25 protein-coding genes and 1 pseudogene are annotated in these 21,496 nt (G+C 51.2%); 20 read left to right on the top strand and 6 right to left on the bottom strand.

All coding sequences use genetic code 11. The annotated features are described in order from the left end of the window. Window positions 1–10: 10 nt before the first annotated feature. Genes E3E29_RS09450 through E3E29_RS09440 form a run of 3 tightly spaced genes read right to left on the bottom strand, consistent with a single transcriptional unit; the run spans window position 11 to window position 6,170 of the window. Window positions 11–3,670, bottom strand: a complete 3,660-nt coding sequence (locus tag E3E29_RS09450) for an ATPase, T2SS/T4P/T4SS family (RefSeq protein ID WP_167910727.1) — start codon at window positions 3,668–3,670, stop codon at window positions 11–13. 5 nt (window positions 3,671–3,675) lie between these two features. Further along, a complete protein-coding gene (locus E3E29_RS09445) occupies window positions 3,676–4,713 on the bottom strand; it encodes a hypothetical protein (RefSeq protein ID WP_167910726.1) in 1,038 nt (345 codons plus the stop codon). An 11-nt stretch (window positions 4,714–4,724) separates the two neighbouring features. Further along, window positions 4,725–6,170, bottom strand: coding sequence for a DUF515 domain-containing protein (locus E3E29_RS09440; protein ID WP_167910725.1), 1,446 nt, complete (start codon window positions 6,168–6,170; stop codon window positions 4,725–4,727). 228 nt (window positions 6,171–6,398) lie between these two features. On the opposite strand from E3E29_RS09440, the gene E3E29_RS09435 reads away from it, so the two are divergent. Beyond that, the gene (locus tag E3E29_RS09435; protein WP_167910724.1) at window positions 6,399–7,472 is read left to right on the top strand and encodes a GTPase; all 1,074 of its coding nucleotides are present in this window, start codon (window positions 6,399–6,401) and stop codon (window positions 7,470–7,472) included. Window positions 7,473–7,519: 47 nt separating this feature from the next. Here the strand turns inward: E3E29_RS09435 and E3E29_RS11885 are convergent. Next, window positions 7,520–7,686: pseudogene (locus E3E29_RS11885) on the bottom strand (inorganic phosphate transporter); the annotation flags it as partial. A gap of 223 nt (window positions 7,687–7,909) precedes the next feature. Here E3E29_RS11885 and E3E29_RS09425 point away from each other — a divergent pair. From E3E29_RS09425 to E3E29_RS12065, 18 genes are all read left to right on the top strand, one after another. Further along, the gene (locus E3E29_RS09425) at window positions 7,910–8,467 is read left to right on the top strand and encodes a pyruvate/ketoisovalerate ferredoxin oxidoreductase subunit gamma (protein ID WP_167910723.1); all 558 of its coding nucleotides are present in this window, start codon (window positions 7,910–7,912) and stop codon (window positions 8,465–8,467) included. Between the two features lie 47 nt (window positions 8,468–8,514). Beyond that, window positions 8,515–8,832 (top strand): 3-methyl-2-oxobutanoate dehydrogenase subunit delta, encoded by a 318-nt coding sequence (locus E3E29_RS09420; RefSeq protein ID WP_167910722.1) that lies wholly within the window; start codon window positions 8,515–8,517, stop codon window positions 8,830–8,832. A gap of 10 nt (window positions 8,833–8,842) precedes the next feature. Further along, a complete protein-coding gene (gene porA, locus E3E29_RS09415; RefSeq protein WP_167910789.1) occupies window positions 8,843–10,033 on the top strand; it encodes a pyruvate ferredoxin oxidoreductase in 1,191 nt (396 codons plus the stop codon). A 5-nt stretch (window positions 10,034–10,038) separates the two neighbouring features. Then, window positions 10,039–10,974, top strand: coding sequence for a 3-methyl-2-oxobutanoate dehydrogenase subunit beta (locus E3E29_RS09410; protein WP_167910721.1), 936 nt, complete (start codon window positions 10,039–10,041; stop codon window positions 10,972–10,974). A gap of 75 nt (window positions 10,975–11,049) precedes the next feature. Beyond that, on the top strand, window positions 11,050–11,367 hold the full coding sequence (gene porD, locus E3E29_RS09405; protein WP_167910720.1) for a pyruvate synthase subunit PorD: 318 nt from the start codon (window positions 11,050–11,052) through the stop codon (window positions 11,365–11,367). Between the two features lie 10 nt (window positions 11,368–11,377). Continuing rightward, window positions 11,378–12,562 (top strand): pyruvate synthase subunit PorA, encoded by a 1,185-nt coding sequence (gene porA, locus E3E29_RS09400; protein WP_167910719.1) that lies wholly within the window; start codon window positions 11,378–11,380, stop codon window positions 12,560–12,562. A gap of 10 nt (window positions 12,563–12,572) precedes the next feature. After that, window positions 12,573–13,568 (top strand): pyruvate synthase subunit PorB, encoded by a 996-nt coding sequence (gene porB / locus E3E29_RS09395; protein WP_167910718.1) that lies wholly within the window; start codon window positions 12,573–12,575, stop codon window positions 13,566–13,568. A gap of 240 nt (window positions 13,569–13,808) precedes the next feature. After that, entirely contained in the window at window positions 13,809–13,955 is a 147-nt protein-coding gene (locus E3E29_RS09390) for a hypothetical protein (RefSeq protein ID WP_167910717.1), read from the top strand. Window positions 13,956–14,065: 110 nt separating this feature from the next. Then, window positions 14,066–14,521 (top strand): hypothetical protein, encoded by a 456-nt coding sequence (locus E3E29_RS09385; RefSeq protein WP_167910716.1) that lies wholly within the window; start codon window positions 14,066–14,068, stop codon window positions 14,519–14,521. Next, a complete protein-coding gene (locus E3E29_RS09380; RefSeq protein ID WP_167910715.1) occupies window positions 14,461–14,781 on the top strand; it encodes a hypothetical protein in 321 nt (106 codons plus the stop codon). The genes E3E29_RS09385 and E3E29_RS09380 overlap by 61 nt, the downstream gene beginning before the upstream one ends. Before the next feature lie 50 nt (window positions 14,782–14,831). Continuing rightward, complete coding sequence (locus E3E29_RS09375) at window positions 14,832–15,347, top strand: hypothetical protein (RefSeq protein ID WP_240922840.1); 516 nt, start codon at window positions 14,832–14,834, stop codon at window positions 15,345–15,347. 172 nt (window positions 15,348–15,519) lie between these two features. Continuing rightward, the gene (locus tag E3E29_RS09370; RefSeq protein WP_167910714.1) at window positions 15,520–16,161 is read left to right on the top strand and encodes a hypothetical protein; all 642 of its coding nucleotides are present in this window, start codon (window positions 15,520–15,522) and stop codon (window positions 16,159–16,161) included. A gap of 7 nt (window positions 16,162–16,168) precedes the next feature. After that, window positions 16,169–16,525, top strand: a complete 357-nt coding sequence (locus E3E29_RS09365; RefSeq protein ID WP_167910713.1) for a hypothetical protein — start codon at window positions 16,169–16,171, stop codon at window positions 16,523–16,525. 49 nt (window positions 16,526–16,574) lie between these two features. Then, on the top strand, window positions 16,575–17,078 hold the full coding sequence (locus E3E29_RS09360; RefSeq protein WP_167910712.1) for a hypothetical protein: 504 nt from the start codon (window positions 16,575–16,577) through the stop codon (window positions 17,076–17,078). A gap of 61 nt (window positions 17,079–17,139) precedes the next feature. Then, window positions 17,140–17,736 (top strand): hypothetical protein, encoded by a 597-nt coding sequence (locus tag E3E29_RS09355; protein ID WP_167910711.1) that lies wholly within the window; start codon window positions 17,140–17,142, stop codon window positions 17,734–17,736. Between the two features lie 60 nt (window positions 17,737–17,796). Next, window positions 17,797–17,946, top strand: coding sequence for a hypothetical protein (locus E3E29_RS09350; RefSeq protein ID WP_167910710.1), 150 nt, complete (start codon window positions 17,797–17,799; stop codon window positions 17,944–17,946). Window positions 17,947–18,187: 241 nt separating this feature from the next. Then, entirely contained in the window at window positions 18,188–18,619 is a 432-nt protein-coding gene (locus E3E29_RS12070) for a hypothetical protein (RefSeq protein WP_342764707.1), read from the top strand. 59 nt (window positions 18,620–18,678) lie between these two features. Further along, the gene (locus E3E29_RS12065; protein WP_342764706.1) at window positions 18,679–18,987 is read left to right on the top strand and encodes a hypothetical protein; all 309 of its coding nucleotides are present in this window, start codon (window positions 18,679–18,681) and stop codon (window positions 18,985–18,987) included. Here the strand turns inward: E3E29_RS12065 and E3E29_RS09340 are convergent. After that, on the bottom strand, window positions 18,984–20,183 hold the full coding sequence (locus tag E3E29_RS09340; protein ID WP_167910709.1) for a cysteine desulfurase: 1,200 nt from the start codon (window positions 20,181–20,183) through the stop codon (window positions 18,984–18,986). The two genes, E3E29_RS12065 and E3E29_RS09340, sit on opposite strands and share 4 nt — an antisense overlap. Further along, complete coding sequence (locus E3E29_RS09335; protein WP_167910708.1) at window positions 20,180–20,473, bottom strand: hypothetical protein; 294 nt, start codon at window positions 20,471–20,473, stop codon at window positions 20,180–20,182. The genes E3E29_RS09340 and E3E29_RS09335 overlap by 4 nt, the downstream gene beginning before the upstream one ends. Before the next feature lie 121 nt (window positions 20,474–20,594). Between E3E29_RS09335 and E3E29_RS09330 the strand changes: the two genes are divergently transcribed. Then, complete coding sequence (locus tag E3E29_RS09330) at window positions 20,595–21,323, top strand: P-loop NTPase (protein WP_167910788.1); 729 nt, start codon at window positions 20,595–20,597, stop codon at window positions 21,321–21,323. Window positions 21,324–21,496 lie beyond the last annotated feature (173 nt).

Here is a 21,496-nt window from a genome sequence, read left to right as displayed (position 1 = left end):
GTTCATCCCCTCACGTCACGTTGCGAACCTGCTCCTGAATCTGAGGAGAGCTGTCCTTCTCTATTTTGTCGAGAAGGGCCTCCTCATCCACGTAGAACAGCTTTATGTAGTGCCCAACGTCCTCTATGCTCCTTATGCCCTTCTCTATCATCCATTCAAGGACGATTTTCCTCTTCTCTCTCTCCAGTTCCAGTTCGCTTATGCTCATTCCAGTGTGCCTGGCGAGTTCGTTTATAACCCTGCTCGGAACCTCCGTTGGGAGGAGCTCGTCCTTGGCGGGGTCGTATTTGTACAGTTTGTTGAGCTGTATGCTCTCCCCTTCCATTCCGGAGATTTCTGCTATCTCCGTTACTCTTCTAACCGTTCCCTTCTTCCTGCTGTGGAAACGGACCTGCATGAGTATTATATCCAGAGCGGGTATCATTATCCTTGGAACGTTCATCGGTGGGCTCTCAAGCCTTGTTATGGTCTCACGGGCGTTGTTCGAGTGGATTGTGCCCATGCAGTTTGACAGGAGTATGCCGTTGGCGACGTAGTTGTGATCCTCGTCGACAGTTAGGTCATACAGGTACTCTATCCCCGCTTCCTCCGGTTCTACCTCCTCGACCTCAACAACCCTGTCCCAGTAAACGTCTCCCTTGGCTATCAGCTCAAGCCTCTTGGCCTTTACCCAGGCGTCCTCGTTCCCAACGTCTTTAGCTACCGTCTGGAGAGCGATGGCTATTCCCCTGAGCGCCGAGCGCCTTATCTCCTTCGTTCTGCCCTTCTCAACGTGTCGTATCAGGCTCTCGCTGATGTTCTCCCCCGCGTAGTTTGAAGCCAGCTTTGAAAGCTCGGCAACCGTCAGGTTCAACCTGGTGCGCAGAGGCTTTACCATCCCCGGGGATATTGGAACCCTGTAAGTGTGCCTTCCGCGGTACGGCCTCTTCTCCTTTAGGAGTACCCTGAGCTTTTCCCTCTTCCTTGAGTGAGAGATGGGTATCAGTGAATCGAACTTCTTCAGGTCTTCAACGCCGCTGACGATCACCCTGAATATGGGGCTCTCCTTAAAGCCCCTGTTCTTTACCCGCGAAACCGTGCTTATTATTCCGAGCCTCTGGAGGGCGTACCAGACCTTCCTGGCGGCGCTTTCACTCTTCGTGGTCAGGATCACCGCCGGCCCGTTCTCGTCAACTGAGCCATCGGCGTCGAAGAGGCCGGCTATGAAGTATCTCATCAGGTCGTCGCTGGTGAGGACGATGTCCGGGACGTCCCATACTGCCGACTTCTTGCCCTTTGGAATGCCAAATATCCTAAATAGCATCTCGTTGAATATTCTGGAACCGTACGTTACCACAGTGCTCGTTCCGTTGTCCCTTATCCGCGGTGCAGACTCCGGCAGGAACTCTGAGACCGCGGATGTGAAGGCGCTCATATATGCTGAGTCATCGAAAGTGGCGGAGAGGTAGTAACCATTCGATGAGAGATAGCCGTCGCCGAGTATTACCCCAGCGGCGTATGCGAGGTTGTTCTTCACCTCACGGATGAGTTTCACCGGCTTTGAGTTCCTGGAGAGGAGGTATTCGGCGTTCTCGGGGGGTAGTCCATCGTTCAGAACTCTCTTCATCCCGTTGCCATTTGGAACGAGGTAGTAATCGCTTATTCCTGCGTACACTTCCTCAGGGATAGCGGCTCTACTCTTCGGGGCCTTTGGAGGTCTCATCATCACGGCCACTCTATCGCCGGGCTTAACCTTCTCCGCCTCTTTTCTGACAACGTCTCCATCGCTGAAAACGAAGAACGGGTGGGTTTTCGTCAGGATAACCTCGTTGCCCGTTCTCGTCCTTATGCGCATTAGCTTCTCCCCTCTCCTCACCTTCCTGCGCCACACTGCAGTAACCGTGTGTTTTCCGGCCCTCAAATCAGGCCCGACACTAACCACATCGAAGCGGTCTTTCTCATCTAACTCTATGTACTCCAAATCCTTGTATGTCTTTATCCTGTCTGAGTACTTGTTGAAGAGATCCTCAACGACGTCGCCTATCAGGGCGAATCGGCCGTCTGAGAGCTGTATTACCGAGAAATCGTAGAGGGCCCCATTATGTCCAGTGTTCATTGCCGTGAACATAGTTCTTGCCTCTGCCCCACGGACCTCACCTACGATGATCCTGTCCGGGCGCATACGGAGGGTGTTCTTTACGAGGTCGTCCATCGTAACCTCGCCCTTTCCCTCTAGGTTAGCGGGCCTCGTTTCGAGCCTTATCCAGTGCTCCACAGGCAGTTGAAGCTCTGCCGTGTCCTCTATTGATATAACGCGCTCTCCTGGAGGGATGAACATGGCCAGTGAGTTCAGGGTGGTGGTTTTTCCCGAACCCGTTCCACCTGCGACCAGTATGTTGGCGGGTTTGACACCCAGTCCGTCCACCAGTATCCATAGGAACGCGGCAACGTCGGTGTTCATTGTACCGTACTTTATGAGGTCTATGATCGTCAGTGGGTCCTTCTTGAACTTACGGATTGTTATCGTAGGCCCTTCCAGGCTTATAGGCGGAATCGTGGCGTTCACACGGCTTCCATCTGGGAGGCGGGCGTCCAAGAGTGGGCTCTGCTGGTCAATCCTCCTTCCGACTTCCCTTGCTATGCGCTCTATTATGTTCAGTATGTCCCTGTCCTCCTTGAACACGATGTTGGTCTTGCACATGTAGAAGCGCCTGTGCCACACGTATACGGGCTTGTTTGTTCCTATCACCATGATTTCCTCGAGGTTGTCGTCGCGGACGAGTGGGTCTAGCAGACCGTATCCGAGCATGTGCTGGACTATAAGCTCGGCGAGGAGCTCTATCCTCCCCTCAGAGTATGTGGGCGCTGCTTCCTTCAGCATCCTCTTGACTTCCCTTAAGAATATCTTCCTCCTTTCCTCATAATTAGGTATAAGCGTTGGATCTATCTGGATTTCAGTTATGGCCCTCTCCCTAACCTGTTTTATTAGGTTCTCTTCATCTTTGCTTAGTTTTGGAAGCCGTATCTCGTAAATTGGCACTGGCTCCCCTTTCACTTTGAGAACTCTAACGTTCCCGTAAGCATCAAGAACCTTTGCCCTCCCCGCGTAGGACATTTCTTCCGTTCTGGTCTCGCTTAAAAGGTTCTGGAGACCGAGAGAGGGTTTCCCCTTGGGCTTCGGAAGCGGTTGCCTTGGCCTCGCTGCCCCTGCCGGATTACTTCCGGCCGAAGATGCTCCTCTGCCGAGCAGTTGGCCGAGGAGGTCCGCCCCGCTGGAGGTTTTTTCGGGTTTCTTCTCGGCTGGTTTGGAGAGGATATTGCTGAGCGACCCAACGCTGGGGAGCCCCAGATTTTCTTCGGATTTCCCTTTTGTCTCCTTTTCCTCTTTCTTTTCCTCTTCCTTGGCAGCCACGAGGATGTTCTGGAGGGGGCCAGGTCCCCGCCGAGGGGGCTTTGGGCTCTCCTCCTTTTTGACGGTGCTTATAATGCCGCCTTCCTTCTTTTTCTTGTCCTCGCTTAGAATGCTCTCCAGTGGAGACTTCTCTTCACTCAAAAACGGGAGAGGCTTCTCCTCCTTTTTCTCTCCTTTTTTCTCCTTATCAAAAACGCTGGCTAGGGGATCGCTCTTTCCCCCGAGTATTTCATCTATCCATGATCCGGAGAGGCCCTTTTTCTTCTTCTCCTCGGCCACGCGTCTCACCCGGAATAGTTCTCCCACTTCACGCGGTATCTTATTTCAAGCGTGTTAACTCCGGGTCCCATGTAAACGATCCATATGGGGAAGTCTAGGGGTTTTATGGTCGGTTCCGTCTTTTGAACTTCTGGGACGCTGACGCCGGATATAAGGCTGTTGGTAAGCGGGAACAGTCCGTTCCCTTCGCTTGTTTGATGGATGGCATGTGATTCTTTTTTCATGGAGAGGCCGCGGTACTTAAGGATAAAGTCCATGTAGTCCGTGTAGTTCATTGAGTACGGTGGTTCATACTCGTAGGAGGTTGCGTTTGCAAACAGGAGGGGCTCCGAAACTGCGAAGAGGAGGGGAAACTCTTTCTCCGACGTGTCGTTAACTCCCGCGCTGTCCGGGACGTCCGTTATCTTAAACTCAACACTTCCCTCGTATTTCAGCATCTTCACGTATCCATCCATGGAGGGCAGTATATCATTTAACCTGATAACAACGGGTGAGTTGAGGAGCTGGGGATAGATGACGCCGCACACGGGCTGATTGAGGTCATGGACGGAGTTTATCTTGCCGCCAACGAGGGTGCCGTTCTCGTAGCGGAGCACGCTTATGCCGACTGAGCCGGAGCAGTCGTCGGAGTAGTCCTTAAGCGGAAGGGTGTAGTGTCGGGCCTCGGTTATTCTGAAGGCGACCTTCACGGTCTCGTATGCGTACACCCAGAAGCCGACGCGGTAGTTGAGGGTGTTCTTCGAGAGGTCGGGGGGCAGGTAGTGAACCGTACTTCCAGTAGTCTCGTTTTTAACCCCCCTCATGGCCTCCGTTCCGCCGAACCTGTATACCTGAAAGTCATAGAGGGGATTCACCACAACGAACTTTGGATACGGGGCGAGATTAACCAGGGTGACGTTCACCCACATCACGAGCTCTCCCTTCAGCCCGATGTTGTTGTAGTCCCCTCCTGGGAGACTGTAGTCCTCTGCTAAAGCGTTGAGGGAAATGGAGAGAAGAAACAACGAAACCATTGCAAGGGAGAGCGCCTTTCTTGACACCATGGTACCACCCCTCAGCTGCTGCCAACGACCTCTCCGATGTACACGGTGTTGATGTGGCTGAGGATGTCCGGGACGTACACGGAGGGTACCTTAACTATAACCAGGAACGGAACGTTGTTGGGAACGTTCTCTAACTGTAGGGAGGATTCGAGGGCGAGCAGTTTGTCACCGTAGTTCTGAAGCTGTTTAATGGCCTCTTCAGAGCCCGCTATCTTTCCGGAGGAGATGGCCCGCATTATCTGGCCTAGGTCTACTGAGTAGGAGTAGCTTGCTGCTGAGGACTGTGAGGTGCTGCTGCTTGAACTCTGGGAGGTTGAGGAGCTTCCACTGTTCGATACTGTAGTGCCTCCGGCGCTGGCTGAGTTCTGGTAGCTCTGGGAGTCTTGGCTGTTGGAGGAACTGCTACTTGAGCTGCTGCTACCCTGCTGCTCGTTAAGGTTGATGATGCCTGCCTCCGCTGGAAGGAGAACCTTATCTATGTATCCAAACTCGGCTATCTTCTTGTAGCCGCCCTGTGTTGAGTTTTGGGCGTATATGATTATTTCAGAGTTCGGTTGGATAAACCCGCCAACTATCCTGTCTCTCGTCAGGAGAAGCGCCACCTTTACGAACTCGACCTTCTCCACGCGGTATTTCATAATCTCAGTGTAGTTGGATATCGTATAGATAAGGGCTTTTGCGTCATCCTTTGTGTAGATTCCCTTTTCTCCGTTGTATTCAATGACAACGTAGTCCCCCGGTATGGAGTCTATCCTATACGTGTAGTACTCCCTCCAGAGACTGGTGAGGTAGGGCGTGGGGTTAACGGCGTTAACTTGGTCTGTTATTGTCGCGTTGTCAACGGTCTCAAGGAGGGTGTTCTCAACCTGGAGTACATGCTGCCTTATATTATCAGGAAGTGGCTGGGCGAGAATGGACTGGAACGCCAGTTCTATCTCAGCTTTCTTCTGAGATTTTGCCTCGTTTAGCAGTTTAAGTTGTTTCTCGCGTTCTTTCTCGGCCAGTTCCTGCTGGTACTTCTGGTAAACTTGGTTGTAAGCGGCTTTGATATCTATGCTATTAACCTCGTTTATGGACTTTGCGGCCTGTATCTCGTTCCAGAGCTTCTGGTACTCAGCTTTTCCGTAGCTCGTGTTCAGAACGGGTCCTTTGAAGAGAGCGTTGAGCTCCTGGATTTTTTGGATTTTTGCATTCCTCAGTGCTTCCTTGCTCTTATTTGACTGCCACACGTAGACGCCGTAAGCAACGCCGAGCAGTATCAGGACTATGAGAGAAGCGCCTATGATTATTCTCTTTCTCCTCTCGCGCTCCCTTATACTTCCTATGCGCCTCGGCCGCTTGGGGGGCTTTGCCCTTGGGGAGGGTGCGGGAGAGGGGGCTGGAGGAGACTCGGGCTCGGCACTCACCTTGCCCAGTTCCCTTAACCTTCGAATCTTCGCTTCTATATCTTCGGCCACCGTGAACACCACCATAACCGTTATTGTAACGTTCTTTCAAACCTGCTACTCTTTGAACTTCAAGCTTTATTTAGATTTCGGTATCTCCTGCGGAACAGTTAAAACTGATGCCTTGAGGATTGGAATCTCCCGATACAGCCATTCTACCTTTCAGAATTTTGGTTTTTCTTTCCTGCATAGCTCCGGAAAGTTATTAATCCTCTGGAGGTACCCATTGGTGGTGGTATGATGAAGGCGAGAAAAGCTTGGAGAGTTGTGAGAGAAGTAATCGATGAGGCTGATATTGTCATAGAGGTAGTTGATGCTCGCGACCCAATTGGGACAAGAAACAGAACGCTTGAGAGGTTAATTCAAGAGGAGGGAAAACCCCTACTCATAGTGATGAACAAGATCGACCTTGTCCCGAAGGAATGGGCCGAGGAATACAAAATGAAGAGCGAGATCCAGATGGTGTTTATAAGCGCGAGGGAGAGGAAAGGGACTGGAATACTTAGAAAAGAAATAAAAAAGCTCGCAAAGCCCCTCCTGGATGAGAAAGAGCGGGTTAAGGTGGTATTCATAGGCTACCCCAACGTCGGCAAGAGCACAATAATCAACACGCTGAAGGGAAGGAAAGCCGTAAAAACCGCCCCAATCCCGGGCTACACTAGGGGAAAACACCTGGTAAAGCTGAGCAGTAAGGTATGGCTCCTCGACAGTCCAGGGGTTATTCCGATAGACGACTTCGACGAACTGGTTATCAGGGGCGGCTTTCCGGCGGACAAGATTGAAGAGCCCGTAAAACCCGCCCTAAAGCTCATCGGGAGGATACTAGAAACAAGGAAGGAAGCAATAACCGAGAAGTTTGGAATCAAGGAGTTCGAAAGCGAAGAGGAGATCCTGAGAAAGATAGGTGAAAGGAGGGGTTTCATAAAGGCCGGTGGCGAGGTCGATATCGCGGAGACCGCTCGCTGGTTCCTGAGGGAGTGGCAGACAGGGAGGTTTACTCTCTTTGAAGGGGAAGGGGAAAAACAGGGGGGGTTCATCTGGGACTTTGAGGATGTGCTAAATGGTGTCGAAGAAGACCTCCTTCTTGACCCAAGGAGAATACTCTGGAAGTACGGAGACAAATTAAGGGAGAAGCTTGACGGCCAGAAGAGGGCGGGAGCAAGGGAGATAGATGGCATCATGGTTGGCATAGCAACGGGGTTCAAGAAGTGCGATTCTGCCGTGAAGTTCCTCGAAGAGTTGACCGGGAAGCACGTCTTAGCGAGAGAGTGCTTTGGAAAGAGGTGGAAAGGAGTTGTGGCGGTGATGGAGTGAGTTGACCTCCTCCCCGCCCTAAAGGACGAGGCTTTCAAAAGAAAAAAGTAAGCTCCAAGAAGTGTGGAAATAGCTATCGTTAACGTTGCCTGGCGGAAGCTGAGTATTCCAGCACCCACGGCAGTGCCCATTTGCATTGGCTGAATCGTTTGAACCTATATGTTCCATGCAATGTAGAAAGCCACTGCCATCATGCAACTGCCACTGCTTCCACGTTCCCCTTAACTATATAGACTATATTGTGGTGGATAGTCTATTTAAAAACTTTGCCTGGCATGGAAAATTCTTCGGGAACTCTGCCCCCAAAAAAACATCGACGCCCGGGGCTGTTCACCTTTACCCACCGGCACCCGTCGGAAGGGGATTTAGGAAATACCGAAACCTAAATAAATGCTTTGGATGAATGAAAATTGAAAAACCTCAAGGAGGCATGAAGGATGATTGAGATTCGTTTTCACGGTAGAGGTGGACAGGGTGCAGTTACTGCAGCCAACATTCTAGCTTCAGCAGCCTTCAAGGAAGGAAAATACGTCCAGGCGTTCCCGTTCTTCGGCGTTGAGAGACGTGGAGCACCGGTTACGGCTTTCACCAGGATTGACGAGAAGCCAATCAGAATAAAGACACAGATTTACGAGCCGGACGTCGTTGTCGTCCTCGACCCGAGCCTTCTCGACACGGTCGACGTCACCGCCGGTCTCAAGGACGGTGGAATCGTCATAATAAACACCGAGAAGAGCAAGGAAGAGGTCCTTGAGAAGCTCAAGAAGAAGCCAGGCAAGTTGGCTATCGTCGACGCCACTGGCATAGCCCTCGACGTCCTTGGACTCCCGATTACCAACACGGCCATCCTCGGTGCCGTCGCCAAGGCCACCGGCCTCGTCAAGCTCGAAAACGTCCAGGAGGCCATCAAGGAGACCTTCTCAGGAGCCCTCGGGGAGAAGAACGCCAAGGCCGCCGAGGAGTCCTTCAACAAGACCGTTATCTATGAGCTCTAATTTTGCTTTGATTCCTTGTTTCATCTTACCTTAAGGAGGGGAGGAGATTGAACACGCTGTTTGGAGAAAAAAAGGCGGAAGCCAAAAAACTGGTCTTTACCTCAATTGACCAGTATCCCGAGGCTCCGGTTACGCTCGGCACTACCCTGAGCAACCACACCGGCGACTGGAGGACGTTCATTCCCGTCATAAACGAGGACAAGTGCGTCAAGTGCTACATATGCTGGAAGTTCTGCCCCGAGCCGGCAATATACATCAAGCCAGACGGGTACGTCGCTATTGACTACGACTACTGTAAGGGCTGCGGTATCTGCGCTAACGAGTGCCCGACGAACGCTATAACAATGGAGAAGGAGGAGAAGTGAGGTGGTGGAGATGGAGTACAAGCCGATCAGGAAGGTCGTGAGTGGGAACTACGCGGCCGCTTACGCTGCCCTTCACGCGAGAGTTCAGGTCGTTGCAGCTTACCCGATCACCCCACAGACCAGTATCATCGAGAAGATAGCAGAGTTCATAGCCAACGGAGAGGCTGACATCCAGTACGTTCCAGTTGAGAGCGAGCACTCAGCTATGGCGGCAAGCATAGGTGCCTCCGCAACCGGGGCAAGGGCATTCACTGCCACGGCTGCCCAGGGTCTCGCTTTGATGCACGAGATGCTCCACTGGGCGAGTGGTGCGAGATTGCCGATAGTCATGGTGAACGCGAACAGGGCTATGGCCCCCCCATGGAGTGTATGGGACGAGCAGACCGATTCTCTCTCACAGAGGGACACCGGATGGATGCAGTTCTACGCGGAGAACAACCAGGAGGTCTACGACGGAGTTCTCATGGCATTCAAAATAGCGGAGGACAAGCGCGTTTCCCTCCCTGCAATGGTGGTTGAGAGCGCCTTCATCCTGAGCCACACCTACGACGTCGTCAACATGATTCCGCAGGAGCTCGTTGATGAGTTCCTCCCGCCGAGGGATCCGCTCTACACCTTGACAGATTTTGAGAACCCAATTTCCGTCGGTGCCCTTGCAACTCCGAACGACTACTACGAGTTCCGCTACAAAGAGGCTATGGCAATGGAAAGGGCCAAGGAAGTAATCAAGGAAGTCGGCAGGGAGTTCGGCGAGATGTTTGGAAGGGACTACAGCGACATGATAGAGCTCTACAAGACGGACGATGCCGAGATAGTCTTCATGGGCATGGGTTCCCTTATGGGAACCGTTAAGCAGGCAGTTGACATCCTCAGGGAAGAGGGCTACAAGGTTGGAGCGGCTAAGGTGCGCTGGTTCAGGCCGTTCCCGAAGGAGGAGCTCTACGAGCTCGCCAGGAACGTCCAAGGCATAGCTGTCCTTGACAGGAACTTCTCATTCGGGCAGGAGGGAGTACTATTCAACGAGTCCAAGGGAGTGCTCTTCAACACCGACGCGAGGCCTCTCATGAAGGATTACATCGTCGGTCTAGGAGGAAGGGACTTCACGGTGAACGACGTCAAGGCTATAGCGAAGGACATGAAGAAGACCCTTGAAAAGGGCAAGGTTGAGGAAGAGGTGGTCTGGTACCACCTTAAGAGGTGAGAAAGATGGAGATTCCTGAAAACGTTAAGAAAAAACTCACCCTCCCCGCTGAGGAGCACTTCTATGCGGGACACACCGCCTGCCAGGGATGCGGTGCATCACTCGGACTCAGATACGTCCTCAAGGCATACGGGAGGAAAACGATAGTCACCATTCCAGCCTGCTGTTCGACCATCATAGCCGGAGCCTGGCCCTATAACACCCTCGACGCCAACCTCTTCCATACCGCCTTTGAGACCACCGGTGCGGTCATGGGTGGTATAGAGGCTGGATTAAAGGCCCAGGGATATACGGTCAAGGGCGAAGATGGAGTTATGGTCGTCGGCTGGGCCGGTGACGGTGGAACCGCCGACATAGGCCTTCAGGCTCTCTCCGGATTCTTAGAGAGGGGCCACGACGCGGTCTACATCATGTACGACAACGAGGCTTACATGAACACCGGAATCCAGAGGTCGAGCTCAACCCCCTTCGGAGCTTGGACTACAAACACGCCCGGCGGAAAGAGGCACTTCCTCGAGAAGAGGCAGAAGAAGAAGGTCATCGACATAGTCATAGCCCACAACCCGCCCTACGCGGCGACCGCTAGCGTCGCCTACCCGGAGGACTTCATAAGGAAGCTCAAGACAGCACAGAAGACCCCCGGCCCTAGCTTCATCCAGCTCTTCAGCCCGTGCCCGACCGGGTGGAGGAGCCCAACCGACAAGAGCATCGAGATAGCCAGACTTGCCGTTCAGACTGCCTACTTCCCGCTCTTCGAGTACAAGGATGGCAAGTACAAGATCAACATGCCATCGACCAAGAGGGAGCCCAAGCCGATAGAGGAGTTCCTCAAGTATCAGGGCAGGTTCAAGTACATGACGAAGGAGGATATCGAGACCCTCCAGTCGTGGGTGAACTACGAGTGGGAGAAGCTTAGGAAGCTCGCCGAGGTCTTCGGCTGAGCCTTTTCATTGTTACACTTTCGTGTCCACGTAAAGTTTAAGTTTCCGTTCCATAACTCACTAGAGGTGATACATATGGCTGAGAGCCCGTTTAAGGAGAACATAGAGAGGGTTGCTAAGGAGTACAGCGAAAAGATGACGCCCGGTGCGATAGCAACCATCCCGGGAAGCAGCGTAATCAACAAGACCGGCTCCTGGAGAGTTTTCATGCCGGAGTTCAACAGGGACAAGTGCACTAGGTGCTTTCTCTGCTACATCTACTGCCCGGAGCCGGCTATATACCTTGACGAGGAGAACTACCCGGTCTTCGACTACGACTACTGTAAGGGCTGTGGCATCTGCGCCAACGAGTGCCCGGTTGATGCCATAGTCATGGTTAGGGAGAGCAAGTGAGGTGGTGAAAATGCCGATAAGAACCGTTATGAAAGCGAACGAGGCTGCCGCCTGGGCCGCAAAGCTCGCCAAGCCCAAGGTCATAGCGGCCTTCCCGATTACACCTTCGACCCTCGTTCCCGAGAAGATAAGTGAGTTCGTCGCCAACGGAGAGCTCGATGCGGAGTTCATTAAGGTTGAGAGCGAGCACTCCGCCATCTCCGCCTGTGTCGGTGCCTCAGCTGCTGGAGTTAGGACATTCACCGCAACTGCTTCCCAGGGTCTTGCCCTGATGCACGAGGTTCTCTTCATAGCGGCGGGAATGCGCCTTCCGATAGTGGTCGCAGTTGGAAACCGCTCACTCAGCGCCCCAATCAACATCTGGAACGACTGGCAGGACAGCATTAGCCAGAGGGATACTGGGTGGCTCCAGTTCTACGCCGAGAACAACCAGGAGGCCCTTGACCTGATCCTCGCGGCTTTCAAGGTGGCTGAGGACGAGCGCGTTCTCCTACCGGCCATGGTCGGCTTCGACGCCTTCATCCTCACCCACACGGTCGAGCCGGTTGAGATACCCGACCAGGAGGTCGTTGACGAGTTCCTCGGCGAGTACGAGCCGAAGTATGCCTACCTCGACCCGGAGAGGCCGATAACGCAGGGCACCCTCGCCTTCCCGGCCCACTACATGGAAGCGAGATACACAGTCTGGCAGGCCAACGAGAACGCCAAGGAGGTCATCGACGAGGTCTTCGCGGAGTTTGAGAAGACCTTCGGGAGGAAATACCAGAAGATTGAGAAGTACCGCACTGATGACGCCGAGATAATCTTCGTCACGATGGGTTCCCTCGCCGGGACAGTTAAGGACTATGTTGACCGCCTCCGCGGGCAGGGAATCAAGGCCGGCGCCGCGAAGCTCACCGTTTACAGGCCGTTCCCGACCGAGGAAGTTAGAGAGCTGGCAAAGAAGGCGAAGGTCCTCGCCCTCCTTGAGAAGAACATAACCTTCAGCGTCGGCGGGGCACTCTTCCAAGACTTCAGCAGGGCCCTCATAAACGAAAAGGAGAAGCCAATAATCCTCGACTTTATACTCGGACTCGGTGGAAGGGACGTCACGTTCCAGAACCTTGACGAAGTCCTTGAGATAAGCAGAAAAGCCCTCAACGGTGAAAAGGTTGATGAGGTCAACTGGATAGGCCTCAGGAAGGAGATACTGTGAGGTGAGGAAAATGGCCGTTAGGAAACCCCCGATTACCACTCGCGAGTACTGGGCACCGGGTCACGCCGCCTGTGCGGGCTGTGGCTGTGCCACTGGTATGAAACTCGTCACCAAGGCCTTCAGCGAGGCCATGGAGGAGAAGTTTGGAGATCCGAACGCCTTCGCCATAGCCCACGCCACCGGATGTATGGAAGTTGTTAGTGCGGTCTTCCCCTACACCGCCTGGAGAGCTCCATGGGTTCACGTGGCGTTCGAGAACGCAGCCGCTGCAGCCAGTGGTATTGAGGCAGCCTGGAAGAAGCTCGGCAGGAAGGGCAAGATTCTTGCCTTCGGTGGAGATGGTGGAACCGCAGACATCGGTATGCAGGCTCTCAGCGGTATGCTCGAGAGGAGGCACAACGTCGTTTACGTCATGTACGACAACGAGGCTTACATGAACACTGGAATCCAGAGGTCAAGTTCGACCCCCTACGGTGCCTGGACAACCACCTCCCCGCCCGGAAAGTACTCAATCGGTGAGGACAAGCCCAAGAAGTGGGTGGCACTTATCGCCGCCGCCCATCAGGTTCCGTACGTCGCCACCGCGAGCATAGGCAACCCCTTCGACCTTGTGAGGAAGGTCAAGAAAGCCGCTAAGGTTGACGGGCCGGCGTTCGTCCAGATGCACTGCACCTGCCCGACCGGATGGAAGACCCCGCTCGAAAAGGGCGTCGAGATAGCCAGGCTCGCCATCGAGACCGGCATCTGGCCGCTCTTCGAGATCGAGAACGGCGACTTCTTCAACATCAAGATCCAGCCGCCTGGAGGAGGCGCCAAGGTCAAGCGCGAGGGGGGCAGAATAGTCGCCATCGAGTTCAAGAAGCCCATCGAGGAGTACCTCAAGCCGCAGGGCAGGTTTAAGCACCTCTTCAAGAGGCCGGAAGCGATAGACGAGATGCGCGAGCAGATCAAGGCCATGTGGAAGACCCTCGGTGTTGACGTCACCCTCCCGAAGCCGGAGGAGTGATTTTCTCTTTTTGACCTTTTCTGAAATTTTCAATACCGCGTAGTTTCTTGAGGTCTCACTGAGGGGTTTCTTTAAGCAAGTTTCCATGTCACAGGAATATCCTGTTTGTGAGGGTTGTATTTTTTGAACTTTTAGAAGTTTGATTTAAACTCTGTTGCCATCTTTATGTTAAACTTTACACAGTAAACTTTTTAAGATCCTGGCATAATTATTCAATGCACATGTCTGGAGGTGTATGGAATGTGGAAGAAAGCCCTTGCTCTCCTCTTTGGGTTTTTGATCCTGGGCTTAACGGTCAGCAGTGCGAGCGTTGTAGCGAGCGTTGTGCAGCCGGTTAAACCTCCAGCTGGTGACGTTGGGATTCCGCCAGGAGTTAACCAGGGGTAAAGCCGGGAGAGGAAATTAGACTGCAGTTTGGAGGAGCCACAGTCGTAGTAGAACCGTTTGTGGGTGCTTTTGTACCCGGCATAGGCTGGATAGTTGCAGTAGGGAGCATCTTGGCCATGATTGCCAAGTACCTGTACTCAAAACCTGTCAGTGAGTTCACTGAAGGCTTTGTAAGTGAGCTCCCAGATAAGATTAATTACAATGGGCAGGAGCTTGCAAAGGGCGTTAAGACAAACTTCTGGGGAAGCGAAGCAGAAATCGGCTATGGGTATATTAAGAAAGAATGGTGGGGTCTTAAAAAAGAGGCAGTGATCGTAGTCCCCGTTATAAAAATAAACAGGGACGACGTCAAGGCTGTAGAAGACTTGTTTTCACCGAAGGAATATGGAGTGCTCTTGGCACAAGCGTACTTAAATGGCTGGGACGCTAACAATGCTAAAAAGCTTGCAGAGGAGTTTGACAGGGAGTACAAAAGTTTTAGGGTCCGCTTCAAAGGAAGATACAGTTGCGGAGGCTACTTCCCAGGGGGGACGTCATTATTGACAAGAATGGAGCAAAGCACATAATTGAAAGGCACATCTTAGAAGAAAAATGGCAATACAAGTCAAAATTTAAGTACCTAACCGCAGACATGCTACTTCAGATGCTCAAAGAGACCATTGAAACTAGCGAAATAAACTGCGGCAGAAGCAATCCACCAAATGAGGTAGTCCTCGAAAAGTATTACTATGGGCTCGGCGCTAAGAACAAGCTACGGGTGGTTATTAGAAAGGTGTCCGATAATCTTTACAGGATAGTGACAGCACATCCAGTAGATTGGGACTGAATGGTACCTAAACTACTAAAATTTTTATTTTTGTTACACGACCACAAGGGATGATGCGGATGGTAGAATTCAAAATCACTTTCAGACTTGACGAACCCTTTGGACCATTAGAAAAGATGGTGAAAGAAGCAATAACAGAAGGAAAAGAATATGGATATCCAAATGAGTCAATAATCGAGATGGCCCTTAGCGAGTACGATGTTTTTATATACTGCCAAGGGAAAGAGATCTTTAATGCAACCGTTAACTTCAATGAATTCCTCTACGAGCTTTTTAGATTTGCATTTTATACTATAACTGGAGAAGTTCCCAAGAATATGAAATCCTATGGATGGAGCTTTAACAGCTTAGAAGAGCTTCCAGACTGGCTTTATGAGGAGATTAAAGTGTTAAAACAGTTATTAGGGCAAGAATTTACTGAATTAACTTCCAAATTGTTTTTGAGATCTTTTCTTGGAAGTTACGATCCAACGGTAGTTGTCTACGCGTTTAAAAAAGATGGATACGTTTATTTTGTGAACATTGACTACAGGAAAGTATGCAATCTTCCCTTGGGAAATTCTTAAATGTTACAACTAAAGTTGCCAATGATGCGATTAGAGAGTTAGAGTCTTGCGCCCATATATTTGATAGAAATGGCATTCAAGAGTACAGAGAACTTATTAATGATTACAAAAGTCTTCTAAAAAACCTGAAAAGCAGAATTGAGGCCGAACAGTAAATCTTAGAGGTGTTGTCATGACAAAGGCGAGAGTTAAGCTCTGGTACACTCTCCCAGATACTAGCTATCTAAGGGAAGCTGTTTTATCATCACTTTTAGATACCGTTGAAACTTATAGCAAGTCCGTAAAAGAAGGAGACGAAGAAGATTTCAACAAGCTCCTGGGAGACATTATTTTAAGGGGATTTGAATATGGAGTTAGATACGGCCTGAAAATTGAGGATGTCGAGCTTATAGCCCCTGCTATTGGGAATTTATTTCACTTCTTCGAAGACGTTATCCTGTCCTTAGTGTATGTCAAAAAGGGAAAGAACGGCATTAAAAGCCTCTCGGCTTTTCCTTTGGATATTAATCCGTTAAAAACTGTTGACATAGAGAGATCAATGTTCAGAAATGGTTCTCTCAAATTGCTCTTTGGGACGTTTGAGCCAACAAGAACATATTTCCTCCACAAGCAAGGAAACGTTCTCGAAATAAAATCATCTGATAATAAGACAACCATCCATATAAATGCCAATGAATACGTGGACAACATTAAAAATGATCTCTTGAGTGGAATCCACAATGTTGAAGAAATCTTGAAGATGCACACCGTGCTAGGAGTCTTACGCCCCAGGGTTCAGTGGTTAAAGATAATGATGAGATATGCCCTAAAGTGAAAAGTCAATGCAAAAAGTTAGCTACTTCCCAGAAGGGGATGTCATAATCGAGAAAGGCAATGATAGATATGGAGCCAAGCACTTTATAGGACGTCATATACTAGGCAAAAAACTGCCATGGGAAAGAGATCCCACACTCTTCCCCTCGGACTGGAGTGCAGAATTCATCCTTTCTTTGATTGCAGAGACTGTAACGAACGGAAAAATAGACTGTAGTGACCCTCAGCATACTCCCCAAAAGTTTGTAATCGAAAAGAGGTTTGGATATTTCAAGGGCAAATGGGTAGGCAGAAAGGTTAGAGTCATCCTATCGTACGATAGGGTGCGTGGAATTTACAAATTCATTACAGCATACTTGGACTAATCGACTACACCTTTAAATTTTTTAAAGAGAACAGGCAGGGGTGATCTTAGTGCCAGTTAGATTTTCAGTTGATTTCCCTCTTGAAGAGTTGAAGGAATCAGAAGGATTTGGGGCCTGGATCATTATAGAGGTGAATGGAAAGCGGATTGTGTGGGCCGCCTGCTACATTGTGCAAGCTCTGGCGGCAATCCTCGCCACAGCAACCTTCGCGGTGGCATCGTGTGATGGAATTCCCTACGTGCTTGAAAAGTTTGAGGAGGATGAGAGAAGGGGAATATGGGAGAACTGCAGGGACAGGGAACTCAGGGTGAGTTTCGGCACTTACGAGCCGATTTCTCCTGTGGTGTTCAAGAAAGAGGGCGATTACCTGCTCATTGAGGCCTTTGAGGACGACCGATTGGTTGGCAGGGAGAGGGTCGAAGTCAGAGAATACGTGAAAGCTGCACTAGAGTTCCTTGAGGGGTACCTGAAGGGGACGAAGGATGAGACTTACCTGACGGGACTGGATAGGATTAAAGAGCTCGCGAAAAAGCTGTTAAAGAGGCGAAGATGAAATACGGGGTTGAAGTTTCAATCGAGTACCATGATTCAGAATTTACTTAGAGGTGATGCTGATGGGGGTGGAGTACTTTCTCTGTTTTGTTTTTGACAAGACTCCAGAGGAGGTTGAGCGGTTCGTTAGTTCGAATTTTAAAGTCAGGCTTAGGGAACCGGACTATTTTGACAGGGAGAGAATGAAGTTAGAATGGCGGGAATTTCAAAAGGCTGGGCTCTTGAAATACCCGGTAATCCTAATCAAGAAAGGAGGATTATGGCCGAACGAGCCCTTAAAAACTGCTGCAGACGTGAACCGTAGATCCGTGGATTACTTTGACCTAAAACTGTTCAAGGTCGGGAGTTATTCTCTCTTGGAACTCAACCCGCACTCACGGTACTCGTGGACGTTTGTGAAGTCCAGCGAGTTGTTGGAGTTTTTAAAACCCTTCCTGAAGTGGGGGGTCCTCATGATTGCTGGATATAATGATACTACTGATCTCACCATGGTTGGTTTGAAGGAGGATGACTTGCACCTCCTCCTCATGGAGTTCGTCTCCATCGTTGAAGAGAGGAAGAGAATACTCCCTTCAGGCGTTACCATTGTCAGGAACGACTTTCTAACCTTAGAGAATGGGTTGTACGAGTTGATTGATGTGGATGATGAAAGGGAGTAAGTTCTAATAAAAAGCCTGGGTGAGTACAAGATCCTCGTTTCAGTGAGGGGGAGTGACTTAGTGGATGAGGAGTGCTATCAGGACTTGCTGGAGGACAAGACTTGGTTCAGCCCAGGTAAGGTGGTCTTCAAGCGCATTGGAGAAAAGGTTGAGGACGAGTTCCTCATTAAGCGGGCGGAAGAGTACTTCAAAGCACAAACAGAAGGTTAGCTACCTTAAGACCTTCAATGAATGCTGTCCTCAGGGAATCTGATGAGGGGGCCACCTCCCGAAGCCGGAGGAGTGATCTCTTCCTCTTTTTTTCACACCGGAAGCCGTTTATATGATGCCCTCCTAATTCTGCACGGTGGTTCCATGAAGCACAGCGGGTAGCGGTCAGGCTCTTTGAGAGAGAAGGGGGGACGTTTTCTACGATCCCGTTTATCACGGAAGAACTCTAAAGGTCTTCGGAATGGATGACTTCCCTGATAATGCTGTGGGCTATTTTGCCAGAGCCTACCGGGATAAAGACTACTCCGTGACAGTCTTTGATACGAAGGGCACCTTTCCCAGAGAGGGCTTCGACACCGTTTTGAAAGTTGAAGACACTAAGCCTAGCGGCCTCGACCCCATAAAGTTTGCGATTGAGGGTTATTTCGATCCCTACACGGCCACCACAATAGTACAGACGGTTTACGGATTAGACAGGGCGCTCACGGAGAGGCTCTACTCCGACATCCTCTCCGGCAAGGTCGAAAGCGTCCCCGGGGCCCTTAAGGCCAGTGAGGAGTACTCCGAAGTAATAGCCGAGAGCTACACGGCCATAGATCAGCTCCTCTATTCCGGTGACGTTCCGGAACTCGGCGAAAGCGTCCTTATAAACCTTGGGAACCCCACAGCATAACGCTCGTCGGCACCGCCTTCCTCGTTCTTGCGGCTGCCCTCGAAAAGAGGAGGAAAACAATGATCTGCCTGAACGATGCGGCAGTTTTGACCTACACGTCAGCAGGTGGCGCAGGTTTGCCGCTTCTCACGAGGCCGATGCTGAAGAGGATCACGGTTGTTGCCAGCGAGTACGCCCTCGATTCCCTCCTCAACCTGGCCGGTCCGCTTCTGCTCCTCTACCACGACCCCGACGTCCAGAGCCTTGTTTACGAGACCAGTGGTGTTCCTCCGGGTTCCACGAGGAAGCACGTCCACAAGGGAGAGGGTGCCTTCATCTACCGCACCCCTGAAACAATAAACGTTGAGTGGGGCAGGATGTCCCTTTAACCCCTCAAACCTTTTACCAGCCCCTCCATAACTCCGAGGAACGTCTCGACCTCCTCAACGCTGTTGTAGACGTGGAATGAGGCCCTAACTGTCCCCTCCACTCCGAGCTTCTTCATAACTGGGAGAGCACAGTGGTGGCCGCTCCTTACCAGTATGTTGTGTTCGTCTAAGATTGCAGCAACGTCATGCGGGTGCAATGGTGGGACGTTGAAGCTGACGACGCCAGCATGCTTCTTTAAGTCTCTCGGTCCATACCAGGGAATTTCAAGCTCGTCAAGACCCTCTGTGATGCGCTTGACAAGCTTGCCCTCCTGTTTCTCGACCTTGTCCGCCCCAACCTTCTCGACGTACCGTACTCCTGCGGCAAGTCCTATGGCTCCTCCTATGTTTGGAGTCCCAGCCTCAAAGCGCTCCGGAGGCTCCGTCAGCTTGTATGAATAGAGGTCGACGTCCTCGATAGTTCCCCCACCTATGAGTGGCGGCTCGAAGATGTCAAAGAATTCACTGTTGATGTAAAGTACCCCAATCCCAGTCGGCCCCATCGGCCCCTTGTGCCCGGAAAAGCCCAGAAAGTCTGCGTGGAGCTTTTTAACGTCCACTTCCATGTGACCGGCACTCTGAGCGGCGTCAACAACGAATATCGCACCTTCCTCCTTCGCCATCTTCCCCAGCCTCTCGATCTCGTGGATGACGCCAAGGGCGTTCGAGACGTGCTGGACGGCTACGAGTTTAGCGCCTTTGATTTTCTTCTCTGCATCTGCCAGATCAAGGTTGCCCTCCAGATCGCCTTCAATGAATTCGAGCCGGAGGCCCTTCTCCCTCGCCAACCTCTGCCAGGGGAGCAAATCCGAGTGGTGCTCGTAGGGTGTCGTCACTATCTTGTCCCCCTTCTTAAAGAGGTGCTCCAGTCCGAGGGCAACGAGGTTGAGGCTCTCGCTCGTGTTCTTCGTGAAGACTACTTCCTCGAACTTCGCGTTTATGAAATCTGCAACGGCTTTTCTGCTCTCCTCGTACTTGTGTGTCGCTATCTGGGAGAGCCTGTGGACACCCCTGTGGACGTTTGCGCGGTATTTCAGGTAATACTCGTCCATTGCATCAACAACGGGCTTTGGAGTGAGAGAAGTTGCAGTGTTGTCAAAGTATATGACCTCTTTCGTGAGCGGGATGTCCTTTCTAACATCGTCCGGAATCCTCATGCGACCACCTCCAGAACCCCAGCACAGTCGTAAACCGTTTCGGCCATCTTCTTCCCAAGCTCTGCATCGTCAAGGAGCTTAACTATTATCTTCCCGCTCGGATAAACGCTGACTTCGTAGCCCTCCATCTCGACGATGAGCATCATCGCCGGAAGAAGCTTCTTCACAGTGTATCCTCTCTCCCTAAGGCACTGGGCCGTTTTCGTTAGGTCCACCGTTATCGGCTTCTCCCAGGAGTAGCCACTTATTACGATTCCCCTCATTGTGGCGCATGGTTTTGAAATTATCATGTTATCCCCACTTTTAAGTTGGAAAGGGGACTTATACGGCTTTTCTGAACAAAAGGTTGAAAACAATCGGAAACCCAACAATTTATAAATCGTGCTATCATTCTTCAAACTGGTGATACGCATGAAGATCCTCGTGTCCGGAAAAGGTGGTTGTGGGAAGAGCACCATCAGTGCCATGCTCGGCAAATACCTAGCTGAAAAGGGCTACCGCGTCCTCATCATAGACGCCGATGAGTCAAACCCGGGTCTCTACAGAATGCTCGGCCTCCCGAAGGTCAAGACTCTGGCAGAACACCTCGGTGGAAAGAAGAGGGCCAAGATACTCATGGCGGCTGAAGGAGAGGGAGAACTCGACGAGGAGCTTTTCAAATGGACTCTTAACGAGGTTCCCGGGGAGATACTTGCGAGGAAAGGCAACCTTGCGGTTCTGACCATCGGGAAGATCGAGGAGGCCGAGGAGGGCTGTGCCTGCCCCTACGGCTTTCTCGCTAGAAAGCTCCTTGAGGGAATAAAGCTCAAGGAGAACGAGGTTATTATCGTCGATACAGAGGCGGGAATAGAGCACTTCGGCAGGGGCGTTGACAAGCACGTTGATGTGGTAGTTGACGTGGCCGAGCCATCCCTGGAGTCCATTGAGCTGTCGAAGAAGATAGCCGATCTCAGCGAGAGCCTCGGCCTGAAGCATATCCTTGTCCTCAACAAGGCCATTCCAGGTGTTGAGGAAAAACTGCCGGTTAAGCCCGACGTCATCATACCCTTCGACCAGAACTTCATCGTTGACAGCCTCAGCGGCAGAGAGGTTGAGCCCATCGAGCAGATTGAGAGGCTCTGGAAGTCGATAGTTGGATGAATCCATTTGTCCTAGCTTTGACGTTCTGACGCCTCCTTCCAAAATTTTTACGGACACTTGCTTATCTTACCGCAAAATTTTTCAAATTTTTGACCTTTTTGACGCAATAATGTTCTTCATCGCCCCCTGTTTCGACAAACGGCTATTCTACTTTCGCTTTCTGGCTAATTAGC

The organism is Thermococcus sp. Bubb.Bath, assembly GCF_012027595.1.
Classification (GTDB): domain Archaea; phylum Methanobacteriota_B; class Thermococci; order Thermococcales; family Thermococcaceae; genus Thermococcus.
The sequence above is the reverse complement of the archived record's forward strand: the minus strand, read 5'-3'. Positions and strand labels throughout refer to the sequence as shown.

Excerpts from the sequence above, each read along its gene's own strand:
- E3E29_RS09445 (WP_167910726.1), bottom strand. The coding sequence starts at position 4,713 with ATGGTGTCAAGAAAGGCGCTCTCCCTTGCAATGGTTTCGTTGTTTCTT.
- E3E29_RS09435 (WP_167910724.1), top strand. The coding sequence starts at position 6,399 with ATGAAGGCGAGAAAAGCTTGGAGAGTTGTGAGAGAAGTAATCGATGAG.
- E3E29_RS09425 (WP_167910723.1), top strand. The coding sequence starts at position 7,910 with ATGATTGAGATTCGTTTTCACGGTAGAGGTGGACAGGGTGCAGTTACT.
- porA (WP_167910789.1), top strand. The coding sequence starts at position 8,843 with ATGGAGTACAAGCCGATCAGGAAGGTCGTGAGTGGGAACTACGCGGCC.
- E3E29_RS09410 (WP_167910721.1), top strand. The coding sequence starts at position 10,039 with ATGGAGATTCCTGAAAACGTTAAGAAAAAACTCACCCTCCCCGCTGAG.
- porD (WP_167910720.1), top strand. The coding sequence starts at position 11,050 with ATGGCTGAGAGCCCGTTTAAGGAGAACATAGAGAGGGTTGCTAAGGAG.
- porA (WP_167910719.1), top strand. The coding sequence starts at position 11,378 with ATGCCGATAAGAACCGTTATGAAAGCGAACGAGGCTGCCGCCTGGGCC.
- porB (WP_167910718.1), top strand. The coding sequence starts at position 12,573 with ATGGCCGTTAGGAAACCCCCGATTACCACTCGCGAGTACTGGGCACCG.
- E3E29_RS09390 (WP_167910717.1), top strand. The coding sequence starts at position 13,809 with ATGTGGAAGAAAGCCCTTGCTCTCCTCTTTGGGTTTTTGATCCTGGGC.
- E3E29_RS09375 (WP_240922840.1), top strand. The coding sequence starts at position 14,832 with ATGATGCGGATGGTAGAATTCAAAATCACTTTCAGACTTGACGAACCC.
- E3E29_RS09370 (WP_167910714.1), top strand. The coding sequence starts at position 15,520 with ATGACAAAGGCGAGAGTTAAGCTCTGGTACACTCTCCCAGATACTAGC.
- E3E29_RS09365 (WP_167910713.1), top strand. The coding sequence starts at position 16,169 with ATGCAAAAAGTTAGCTACTTCCCAGAAGGGGATGTCATAATCGAGAAA.
- E3E29_RS09355 (WP_167910711.1), top strand. The coding sequence starts at position 17,140 with ATGGGGGTGGAGTACTTTCTCTGTTTTGTTTTTGACAAGACTCCAGAG.
- E3E29_RS12070 (WP_342764707.1), top strand. The coding sequence starts at position 18,188 with ATGGATGACTTCCCTGATAATGCTGTGGGCTATTTTGCCAGAGCCTAC.
- E3E29_RS12065 (WP_342764706.1), top strand. The coding sequence starts at position 18,679 with ATGATCTGCCTGAACGATGCGGCAGTTTTGACCTACACGTCAGCAGGT.
- E3E29_RS09340 (WP_167910709.1), bottom strand. The coding sequence starts at position 20,183 with ATGAGGATTCCGGACGATGTTAGAAAGGACATCCCGCTCACGAAAGAG.
- E3E29_RS09335 (WP_167910708.1), bottom strand. The coding sequence starts at position 20,473 with ATGATAATTTCAAAACCATGCGCCACAATGAGGGGAATCGTAATAAGT.
- E3E29_RS09330 (WP_167910788.1), top strand. The coding sequence starts at position 20,595 with ATGAAGATCCTCGTGTCCGGAAAAGGTGGTTGTGGGAAGAGCACCATC.